The organism is Streptomyces sp. NPDC006643 (assembly GCF_042870175.1).
Taxonomy (GTDB): domain Bacteria; phylum Actinomycetota; class Actinomycetes; order Streptomycetales; family Streptomycetaceae; genus Streptomyces.
This window is the reverse complement of sequence record NZ_JBIAHA010000008.1, coordinates 277,845-287,946: the sequence shown is the minus strand read 5'-3', so window position 1 is coordinate 287,946 and position 10,102 is coordinate 277,845. Positions and strand designations below refer to the sequence as shown.

The window sequence follows — 10,102 nt, the reverse complement described above, 5'->3', positions numbered from 1 at the left end:
AACACGCTTCTGGTGGCGGAGCAGATCGATACGGAGGGCTGGTTCCAGGAGCGGAACCTGATGCCGAAGTTCGACATCCCCGAGGGCTTCACCGAGGTCACCTGGTTCCGCGAGGAGACCATGCGCGGCATGGCCAGGCGATTCCCGAACGGCATCCCGGAAGACCGGCAGAAGCAGGTCGAGTACGAGATGGGCATCATCATCGACATGGGGTTCCCGGGGTACTTCCTGGTCGTCGCGGACTTCATCATGTGGGCCAAGAACAACGGCATCGCGGTCGGCCCCGGCCGAGGCTCCGCGGCCGGCTCGATCGTCTCGTACGCGATGGGCATCACCGACCTCGACCCGATCGAACACGGTCTGATCTTCGAGCGGTTCCTCAACCCCGAGCGCATCTCCATGCCGGATGTCGACATCGACTTCGACGAGCGCCGGCGCGGTGAGGTCATCCGGTATGTGACGGAGAAGTACGGCGCCGACAAGGTCGCCATGATCGGCACCTACGGAAAGATCAAGGCGAAGAACGCCATCAAGGACTCGGCGCGTGTGCTGGGTTACCCGTACGCGATGGGCGACCGCCTCACCAAGGCGATGCCCGCCGATGTCCTCGGCAAGGGCATCGACCTCAACGGCATCACCGACCCCAAGCACCCGCGCTACAGCGAGGCGGGCGAGATCCGGGGGATGTACGAGAACGAGCCCGACGTCAAGAAGGTCATCGACACCGCGAAGGGTGTCGAGGGCCTGGTGCGGCAGATGGGTGTGCACGCGGCCGGCGTGATCATGTCCAGCGAGACCATCACCGACCATGTGCCGGTCTGGGTCAGGCACACCGACGGTGTCACGATCACGCAGTGGGACTATCCGCAGTGCGAGTCGCTCGGCCTGCTGAAGATGGACTTCCTGGGTCTGCGAAATCTGACCATCATGGACGACGCCGTCAAGATGGTGAAGGCCAACAAGGGCGTCGAACTCGACCTGCTCTCCCTGCCGTTGGACGACCCCAAGACCTACGAACTGCTGTGCCGGGGTGACACGCTCGGCGTGTTCCAGTTCGACGGCGGCCCCATGCGTTCGCTGCTGCGGCTGATGAAGCCCGACAACTTCGAGGACATTTCCGCCGTGTCGGCCCTGTACCGGCCGGGCCCGATGGGCATGAACTCGCACACGAACTACGCGCTGCGCAAGAACGGGCAGCAGGAGATCACCCCGATCCACCCGGAGTTGGAGGAGCCTCTCAAGGAGGTCCTCGGCCTCACCCACGGCCTGATCGTGTATCAGGAGCAGGTGCAGAAGGCCGCGCAGATCATCGCCGGTTACTCGCTCGGCGAGGCCGACATCCTGCGCCGCGTGATGGGCAAGAAGAAGGCCGACGAACTGGCGAAGAACTTCGTCCTGTTCCAGGCCGGTGCCAAGAAGAACAACTACTCGGACGAGGCCATCAAGGCGCTGTGGGACGTGCTGGTCCCGTTCGCGGGATACGCGTTCAACAAGGCGCACTCCTCCGCGTACGGGCTCGTCACCTACTGGACCGCGTATCTCAAGGCGAATTACCCCGCCGAGTACATGGCCGCGCTGCTGACCTCGGTGAAGGACGACAAGGACAAGTCGGCGGTCTATCTCAACGAGTGCCGGCGCATGGGCATCAAGGTGCTCCCGCCGAACGTCAACGAGTCGGTGGCGAATTTCGCCGCGCAGGGCGACGACGTCATTCTCTTCGGGCTCACGGCCGTGCGGAACGTCGGCACGAACGTGGTCGATTCGATCATCCGCTCGCGCAAGGCGAAGGGGAAGTACGCCACCTTCCCCGACTTCCTCGACAAGGTCGAGGCGGTCGTCTGCAACAAACGCACCGTCGAATCCCTCATCAAGGCGGGCGCCTTCGACGAGATGGGCCACACCCGGAAGGGACTGGTCGCGCACCACGAGCCGATGATCGACAACGTCGTACAGGTGAAGCGCAAGGAGGCGGAGGGGCAGTTCGACCTCTTCGGCGGCATGGGCGACAGCGACGACGCCTCCTCCGAGCCGGGCTTCGGGCTCGACGTCGAGTTCTCCGACATCGAGTGGGACAAGTCGTATCTGCTCGCCCAGGAGCGGGAGATGCTCGGTCTGTACGTCTCCGACCATCCGCTCTTCGGTATCGAGCACGTGCTCTCCGACAAGTCCGACGCGGCGATCTCGCAGCTCACCGGCGGTGAGCACGCGGACGGCGCGGTCGTCACGATCGGCGGCATCATCTCCGGCCTCCAGCGGAAGATGACCAAACAGGGCAACGCGTGGGCCATCGCCACCGTGGAGGACCTGGCGGGCTCGATCGAGTGCATGTTCTTCCCCGCGACGTATCAGCTGGTCTCCACCCAACTGGTCGAGGACACGGTCGTCTTCGTCAAGGGCCGCCTCGACAAGCGCGAGGACATCCCGCGTCTGGTCGCGATGGAGCTCCAGGTGCCCGACGTGTCGTCCGCCGGGACGGACGCGCCGGTCACGATCACCATCCCCACCGTGAAGCTCACCCCGCCCATGGTCAGCAGGCTCGGCGAGATCCTGAGCCACCACCGGGGCAACTCCGAGGTACGGATCAAACTTCAGGGCGCGCGCAAGACCACCGTCCTGCGGCTCGACCGGCACCGGGTGCAGCCCGACCCGGCGCTGTTCGGCGACTTGAAGGTGCTGCTCGGGCCGTCCTGCCTGGCGGGCTAGGCCTGGCAGGAAGGGACACAGCAGTCGTACGCCGAGGGGCACGCCCGGATTTCCGGGCGTGCCCCTCGCGTCATCTCAGCATGTGCGGCCGGCCGCGTCAGTTGTGGCCGAAGCGCTTCTCACGGCCCTTGTGAGGGACCTCGGACGGCGTGACCCGCTCCTGTATCTGCTCGGCCTTGGCGTCCGTCGAGGAGGACGAGGACTGCTCGGGGCGGTGCTCGGAGCCCGAACGGTCCTGCTGCTTGCCGCGGTCACGGTTCTTGTTCTTGGCCATGGTGCTGCCTCCTGAAGGATGTTGGTGCCAGGGCCGCGATCAGATTCACATATGCCGTGAACTACCGCATTTTGGATCATTGCTGAGCGTGACGGCCGGAAGTTCCGGTGTCCGCGGGGGTAGCCGGGAGCGATACGCCACGCCGATGATCCAGTTCCGGCCGTTAAGCCAGTTGCGGTCGGGCAGACTCGAAGGAAACCCGTAGCAACTCCCGATCCCGACGTTCCCGAAAGAGGGTGGAACACGTGGACCGCTGCGTCGTCCTGGTGGACGCCGGTTACCTGCTGGGCGCCGCCGCGAGTCTCCTCGCCGGAGAACCGGCCCGCTCCCGCATCACCGTCGACCACGCCGCCCTCATCCAGGGTCTGCGCGAGCGCGCCGAGGCCGACACGGAGCAGCCGCTGCTCCGTATCTACTGGTTCGACGGCGCCCCCGACCGCGTACCGCAGCCCGAACACCGCCGACTGCGCGTCATGTCACGTGTCACCGTCCGGCTGGGCGCTCTGACCCGCAGCGACGGTCGCTGGGCGCAGAAGGGCGTCGACGCGGCGATGCACGCCGAACTCACGGAGTTGGCCAGAAATCGCGCCTGTTCGGACGTGGTGCTGGTGACCGGTGACGGCGATCTGCTGCCCGGCCTGATGTCCGCCAAGGAACACGGCGTCGCCGTGCACCTCTGGGCGGTGCAGGCGGCGGACGGCGACTACAACCAGTCCGAGGACCTGGTGGCCGAGGCGGACGAGCGCCGCGTGCTCGACCGGGCCTGGATCACCAAGGCCGTACGCCCCAAGGACTTCGGCGGCAGCTGCGCGCCGCCGCCCGTGCCCCGCCCCGAGATCGCCGCGATCCTCTCCGCGCCGCTCCCGGAGTCGGCGCTCGCCGCGTCGGCCGAACGGGCGACGGAGGCGGGGACCACCTCGGCGCGCAACGGCACCGCGCCGCCGGCCACGGAGCACGCGCCGGGCGACGCGCCGGGACACGTATCCGGCCACGGGGCGGGGCACGCGCCGGGGCACGCACCCGGGCAGGTGCCCGACCACGGGCACGACACCGGGCACGCCCATCCGGCGTCCCCGGGCGCCAAGGGCGTCCCCACACCGAAGGATCTCGCCGCGCTCCGCGCGTCCGGACCCCATGTCGTGCCGCCCCCGCCGCCGGGCAACGCGACGCTGCGCTGGTCTTCCGACCGGGGCTGGGTCGAGCGTCCGGGGGCCGGCGGCCAGCTCGGCGAGTCGCCCGAGACGGCGTCGCTGCCCACACTCGCGCAGCTCACCAGCGCCGAGCAGCGCTGGGCCGACCGCGAGGAGGACATCACGACGGTCGGCGGTGACCCCTTCGAGGTGGGTCAGGTCTTCGCCCGACGGTGGATGGAGCGGCTGCCCGAGGCGAGCCATGTGCAGAAGCTGTCCACGATGTATCCGCGGATCCCGCACCGGATCGACGGCGAGGTGCTGAGATACGCGGCGCGTTTCGGACTGCTGGCACACAAGGACGACCAGATCGACGAGCACGACCGGTACGCGATCAGGGCGGGGTTCTGGCGCGAGATCGACGTACGGGCGGCGGCGGAGACCCCGCCCACGACCGAGTGACGCGAGGGGCCCCTGTCCCCGGGCGCCGGACGGGGCCCGGGGCCCCCGGACGAATTCCGGGCCGTCGCACCCCGTAGGCTCGACCCTTGTGAGTACGGTGTGCGCGGTACGGGAGCTGGTCAAGACGTACCCCGCCGCGCGCGGCAGACGTGGGGCCCCGGCGACGCCCGAGGTACGTGCCAACGACGGCATCTCCCTGGACGTGCGGCGCGGTGAGATCTTCGGCCTGCTCGGTCCCAACGGCGCCGGCAAGTCCACCCTCGTACGACAGCTCACCGGTCTGATGCGGCCCGACTCGGGCAGCGTGGACGTCCTCGGCCACGATCTGGTCCGCCACCCCGAGCGCGCCTCGCGCCTCATCGGCTATCTCGGTCAGGAGTCCACCGCGCTCGACGAGTTGACGGTCGGGCTCGCCGCCGAGACGACGGGGCGGCTGCGGGGGCTCGGAGTGGGCGAGGCACGCGCCGAGCGCGACGCGGTGCTCGCGGAACTCGGACTCACCGAACTCGCGGGGCGCTCGCTGAAGAAGCTCTCCGGCGGCCAGCGGCGGATGGCCTGCTTCGCGGCCACGCTGGTGGGGGAGCGGCCCGTGCTCGTCCTGGACGAACCCACCACCGGCATGGACCCCGTCGCCAGGCGCGCTGTCTGGGCGGCGGTCGACCGCCGCCGGGCCGAGCGCGGCGCGACCGTGCTGCTCGTCACCCACAACGTCATCGAGGCCGAGACGGTGCTCGACCGGGTCGCCGTGCTCGACCGGGGCAGGGTCATCGCCTGCGACACCCCGTCCGGACTCAAGGAACAGGTCGCCGGCGACGTACGCCTCGAACTCGTCTGGCGCGAGCGCGCCCCGCTCGACGTCCCCGAGGTCGCCGCGCTGCGCGGCTCCGCGCAGGAGTCGGGCCGCCGCTGGGTGCTGCGGCTGGCCCCCGACGAGGCGCGCGCAGCCGTCGCGGCGGTGACCGGCGGCGCGGCCTTCGCGGCGCTGGACGACTTCACACTGGCGACGCCGAGCCTGGAGGACGTCTATCTGGCGCTCGGCGGCCAGGTGCAGGGGCTGGTGAAGGCGTGAGCGCGCGGCCGAGGACAGTCGGATGTACGGCTCCGAGGCCCGGCCCGGCCGCCACCGGGGGCCGCGCCGTTCCCCCGCCGGGCGTCTTTGGGGCCGGCGTCCCCGAGCCGAGTGCTCCCCTTTCCGCGACCGCCTCGGCGCCGGGCGGGATTCCCACGCAGGCCGTCTCTCCCGTCGCCGCGGCCGTCCCCGTACCCGTCGGCACCTGCCGGAACGGGCCCGCGCCTATGGGGCGTTCGGCGCGTAAACGGCGTATGGCACGCTGGTCCCGGTCGGCGACGTACCCGACGTACCGTGCCCGCACCCGCCCGTCCGCACCGAACAGGAGCAGCGCCAGGTGAGCATCGTGCCCGCGGAGGCCGTCGCCGGGAAGAGCCGGACAGCCACGGACACCCGTGCCGCGAGCGACCGAGCCGACGGGGCGCCGGCGCCGCTGGCTCCGCGCGCACGGCTGCTGCCCTCGATGGCCGCCGTGTACCGCGCGCAGCTCTCGCGGGCCCGCGTCGCCCGTATCCCGCTTCTGTTCGTCGCGACCTTCCAGTCCGTCGGGATCATGATCCTGATGCGCGGCGTCGTCGACGGCGGCGCCGAGGCGCGGGCCGTGGTCGCCGGGTCGAGCGTGCTCGTCGTGGCCTTCGTGGCGCTCAATCTGCTCGCCCAGTACTTCGGTCAGCTGCGCGCGACCGGCGGACTCGACCACTACGCGACGCTGCCCGTGCCGCCCGCCGCCGTGGTGCTGGGCGCGGCCGGCGCGTACGCCTCGTTCACCGTGCCGGGCACCGCCGTGACGGCCGTGACCGGCAGTCTGCTCTTCGAGCTGCCGCTCACCCATCTCTGGGTGCTCGTCGCCGTCATCCCCCTCTCCGGCGCCGCGCTCGCCGGTCTCGGGGCGGCGCTGGGGCTCCTCGCGCCCCGTCAGGAGCTGGCCACGCTGCTCGGGCAGCTCGGCATGTCCGCCGCGCTGCTGCTCGGTGTGCTGCCCGCCGACCGGCTGCCGGGGCCGATCACGTACGCCCGCGATCTGCTGCCGTCCACCTACGGTGTGGAGGCCCTGGCCCGCAGCTTCGACCGGCATCCCGACTGGCCCACCGTCGTGCTGGATCTGGCGGTCTGCGCGGGCGTCGGCGTCGTGTCGCTGGCCGTGGCCACCTGGGCGTACCGGCGTGCGGCGGTCCGATGAGGCACGGCCGGGCCATGCCTGGCACGATGGCGGGGTGACAGCACCCCTGACGCCGCCCCACCAGCCGCCGAACGACGATCCCTGGCAGAAGCCGCAGGGCGCGGGAGCCCATGCGTACGTCCCGGAGGCGGCGTACGAGACCGACACGAGGACCGAGCTGAAGCAGGCCGCCGTCGTGACGCTCGCCGTGGCCGTCTCGGGTGTGCTGCTCGGACTGCTCTGGTTCTGGCTGTCGCCCCGGGTGCCGCTGATCGCCGGTGACTCCGCCGTCTTCCTGAAGGACACGGAGGGCGAGGAGGCGATCGGCGCGGACGGCACGTTCGTGCTGCTGGCCCTGGGGTTCGGCATCGTCAGTGCCGCCCTGGTGTTCTGGTTCCGCCGGCGCGGGGGCATCCCGCTGGTCGTGGGACTGGCGCTGGGCGGGCTGCTCGCGTCGGGGCTCGGCTGGCTGATCGGCTGGGCGCTGGGGCCGGACGACGTGGTGACACAGGCGCGCGCGCTGGGCGAGGGCGTGACGTTCGACGCCCCGCTGAAGCTGAACGCGCGGGGCGCGCTGCTGGCCTGGCCGGTGGCGGCGATGGTCGTCCACCTCGCGCTGACGGCCCTGTTCGGGCCGCGCGACCCGGACCCGGAGTGGGTGCCGTTCGGGGCGCCGTATCTGCCGGCGGACCGCGAGGACGGACCGGAGACCGGGCGCTGACCGGCGCCCCGGGGATGCCTGGTCGATCAGGCCGGAACGGGGAGCGCCCGCCGCGCGGAGGCTGATGTCACGCGCCCCACGCCGGACGGGCGTCTACGTCCTGGCGATCGGGGCCAGCGTCGCCGACGTCAGGGCGGCGAGGTCGGACGGGGACAGTTCCACCTCCAGGCCGCGGCGGCCCGCCGAGACGCAGACCGTCGGGTGGGTCCCCGCCGAGGAGTCGACCACCGTAGGGAGCCGCTTGCGCTGGCCCAGGGGCGAGATGCCGCCCCGTACGTAGCCCGTGGTGCGCTCCGCCGCCGCCGGGTCCGCCATCGTCGCGCGCTTGCCGCCCACCGCGGCGGCCAGCGCCTTGAGGTCCAGCGAGCCGGAGACCGGGACGACCGCCACGGTCAGTTCGCCGTCGACGTCGGCGACGAGCGTCTTGAACACCCGGTCCGCCGACACCCCCAGCGCCCGCGCGGCCTCCTCGCCGTACGAGGGCGCCGCCGGGTCGTGCTCGTACGCGTGCAGGGTGAACTCGGCCCCCGCCGCCGTCAGCGCGACCGTCGCCGGGGTACCGCCCGCCGCTCTCTTCGCCTGCTTCTTCGTCTGGTTCTTTGGCAAGGCGCCTGTTCCTCGCGTCCGTTGAGGGGGAGCCGTAGGGGGTCAGTTCGGGCTCGTCGGGCCCTTCGTCAGTTCCACGGCGGGCAGTGACGGCAGATGCCGGATCACCGCCGTCTCGGCCCGCAGGAGCTTCAGCTCCTCCCGCAGCCGCGTCACGGTGTCCGGCGCCTGGAGCAGACGCTGTTTCGCCGGGACGTCCAGGACGGCCGCCGCCGCCACCAGGTACGAGACCACGGACGGCTCTTCAGGCAGGTCGTCGCCGGTCGACAGCGAGCGCTCGCGCGCCCCCGCCAGCCGTTTCTGATAGCTGCGGAACGCCCGCAGGACGCCTTCGGCGAGCGCGCCCGCGCCCTCGCCCGAGTCCTCCGCGAGAGCTTCGACCTCGGCGGTCAGATAGGGCCCGCCGGTGTCGACGGAGAGCAGCTTGACCCGGCTGGTGCCGGTGGCCAGCACCTCGAAGCTGCCGTCCGGGCGCTCGCGGATGGTGGTCGCGTCGGCGACGCAGCCCACCTGGTGGAAGGAGTTCAGCGGCTCGGCGCCGAAGCCCGCGGCCGGCCCGCGTTCCGGCAGGGACGTGGGGTCGGGCATGCCGGAGGCGGTCGGCGCGACCTCGTGGCCGTCGCGGATGGCGACCACGACGAAGCGTCGCGGTTCGGACTCGTCGGTCTTGAGCAGCTCGCGCATCATGGCGCGATACCGCTCCTCGAAGATGTTCAGGGGCATGACGAGGCCCGGGAACAACACCGCGTTCAGCGGGAAGAGAGGGAGATGTGCGGTGGTCACAACGCTCAAGCGTAATGGCCGCGCGGGCGCCCTCTGTCTGTCCGGTTCCACAAGGGCATCCCGGAGGCCACCTGGAGACGTACGCCGTCGCGTGTCTCCAGGAACTGGCCGAGTGGATCGTCGGTCAGCGACGTCCACGGGAAGGACGTCGCGTACGGGCCGATCAGCCGGAACTGTTCCAGCGCCTCGTCCCACCGGTGCCGTCCGACCAGCACGTACGCCAGCAGATTCCGTACTTCCGCCGGCCAGGGGTCGCCCACCGTGTACATGGAGGAGAGCAGGATCGCCTCGTCGCAGGCCGCGTCGATCCGGTCCGTCGTGCCCGTCCCGCCCGTCCGGCCCGCCGTGCCGACCGCGCCGGTCGTGACCGGTGTCACGGGGGCGAGGCCGTCGCCGCTCATCAGTTCGCTGAAGGCGGCCCGCATCGGCAGGGCCTTGACGAGCGATCCCGGCAGCGCGTCCGCGGCGGCCTGTTCGGCGAAGTCGAAGCACTCCCGGTGCGAGCCGTGCCACCGCGCGGAGAGGTACTGGAGCGCCGCGACATGGCATCCGTAGTGGTGCGAGGAGCGGCGCACCGCCTCGCCCCACAGCGTCTCGAAGGCGTCGTGGCCCGCGTGTGTGCCGCGCGCGTGGTCCAGGGCGATACGCCAGGGCACCGGGTCGCGCGGGTCGGCCTCGGCGGCGGCGCCGATCAACGGGCCTGTCTCGCGCAGCAGTTCGGCACGGGCCGGGGACTCCCAGGCCCTGCGTACGCCGAGTTCGGCCCTGACGACCAGGGCGTCGGGGTCGTGCGGGGAAGCGGCGAGCCAGCGGCCCAGCCATTCCTCACGGTTGTGGGCGAAGGCGGCGAGCCGCATGACGTAGCGGTCGCGGTTCTCCCATTCGGCTGATTCGCGTGTGGTCGCCAGCAGCTTCGCCGTCTGCTCGTACTCGCCGAGGGCGGCCGAGACGAGCGCCGGGGCGAGCCGGTCGTCGGGGGCGTCGAGCAGTACCGCATCGTCCGGCGGGAGCCCGTCGGCGAGCCGAGGGGTGTGCCGGAGCATGCGCGCGGTACCGATCAGTGCGCGAATCAATGACATGGTGCGGACCATTGAAAACCGCAGGTCGCAGGGGCGCCAGAGGGGATATGTGAAGCTTTGGTGGTGGGGAGAAGGTTGCCTCCGGGTGGGTCAAGGGAAGGCAAAGAAAGCGGGTC

General features: G+C 71.0%; 9 protein-coding genes. 5 read left to right on the top strand and 4 right to left on the bottom strand.

What is annotated here, in order from left to right; translation table 11 throughout:
- On the top strand, positions 1-2,703 hold a 2,703-nt coding region (gene dnaE, locus ACFYNU_RS13940; RefSeq protein WP_388766160.1), incomplete at its 5' end, for a DNA polymerase III subunit alpha.
- A 97-nt stretch (positions 2,704-2,800) separates the two neighbouring features.
- Here the strand turns inward: dnaE and ACFYNU_RS13935 are convergent.
- A complete protein-coding gene (locus ACFYNU_RS13935) occupies positions 2,801-2,977 on the bottom strand; it encodes a hypothetical protein (protein WP_356585754.1) in 177 nt (58 codons plus the stop codon).
- Between the two features lie 236 nt (positions 2,978-3,213).
- Here ACFYNU_RS13935 and ACFYNU_RS13930 point away from each other — a divergent pair, with 236 nt between their 5' ends.
- The 4 genes from ACFYNU_RS13930 (at position 3,214) to ACFYNU_RS13915 (ending at position 7,518) form a co-directional block, all read left to right on the top strand.
- Complete coding sequence (locus tag ACFYNU_RS13930; RefSeq protein WP_356585756.1) at positions 3,214-4,569, top strand: NYN domain-containing protein; 1,356 nt, start codon at positions 3,214-3,216, stop codon at positions 4,567-4,569.
- A 97-nt stretch (positions 4,570-4,666) separates the two neighbouring features.
- Positions 4,667-5,638, top strand: a complete 972-nt coding sequence (locus tag ACFYNU_RS13925; protein WP_356586170.1) for an ABC transporter ATP-binding protein — start codon at positions 4,667-4,669, stop codon at positions 5,636-5,638.
- A 337-nt stretch (positions 5,639-5,975) separates the two neighbouring features.
- A complete protein-coding gene (locus tag ACFYNU_RS13920) occupies positions 5,976-6,818 on the top strand; it encodes an ABC transporter permease (RefSeq protein ID WP_356585758.1) in 843 nt (280 codons plus the stop codon).
- 34 nt (positions 6,819-6,852) lie between these two features.
- Positions 6,853-7,518, top strand: a complete 666-nt coding sequence (locus ACFYNU_RS13915) for a hypothetical protein (protein WP_356585760.1) — start codon at positions 6,853-6,855, stop codon at positions 7,516-7,518.
- Between the two features lie 93 nt (positions 7,519-7,611).
- Here ACFYNU_RS13915 and ybaK read toward each other — a convergent pair whose 3' ends face one another.
- From ybaK to ACFYNU_RS13900, 3 genes are read right to left on the bottom strand one after another with little or no spacing between them, the layout of a single operon-like run.
- Positions 7,612-8,124, bottom strand: a complete 513-nt coding sequence (gene ybaK, locus ACFYNU_RS13910; RefSeq protein WP_356585762.1) for a Cys-tRNA(Pro) deacylase — start codon at positions 8,122-8,124, stop codon at positions 7,612-7,614.
- 42 nt (positions 8,125-8,166) lie between these two features.
- Positions 8,167-8,907 (bottom strand): LON peptidase substrate-binding domain-containing protein, encoded by a 741-nt coding sequence (locus ACFYNU_RS13905; RefSeq protein WP_356585764.1) that lies wholly within the window; start codon positions 8,905-8,907, stop codon positions 8,167-8,169.
- A gap of 5 nt (positions 8,908-8,912) precedes the next feature.
- Positions 8,913-9,998, bottom strand: a complete 1,086-nt coding sequence (locus tag ACFYNU_RS13900; RefSeq protein WP_356585766.1) for a hypothetical protein — start codon at positions 9,996-9,998, stop codon at positions 8,913-8,915.
- Between the last annotated feature and the right edge of the window lie 104 nt (positions 9,999-10,102).

Coding starts and splice junctions, on each gene's coding strand:
- ACFYNU_RS13935 (WP_356585754.1), bottom strand. CDS start 2,977: ATGGCCAAGAACAAGAACCGTGACCGCGGCAAGCAGCAGGACCGTTCG.
- ACFYNU_RS13900 (WP_356585766.1), bottom strand. CDS start 9,998: ATGGTCCGCACCATGTCATTGATTCGCGCACTGATCGGTACCGCGCGC.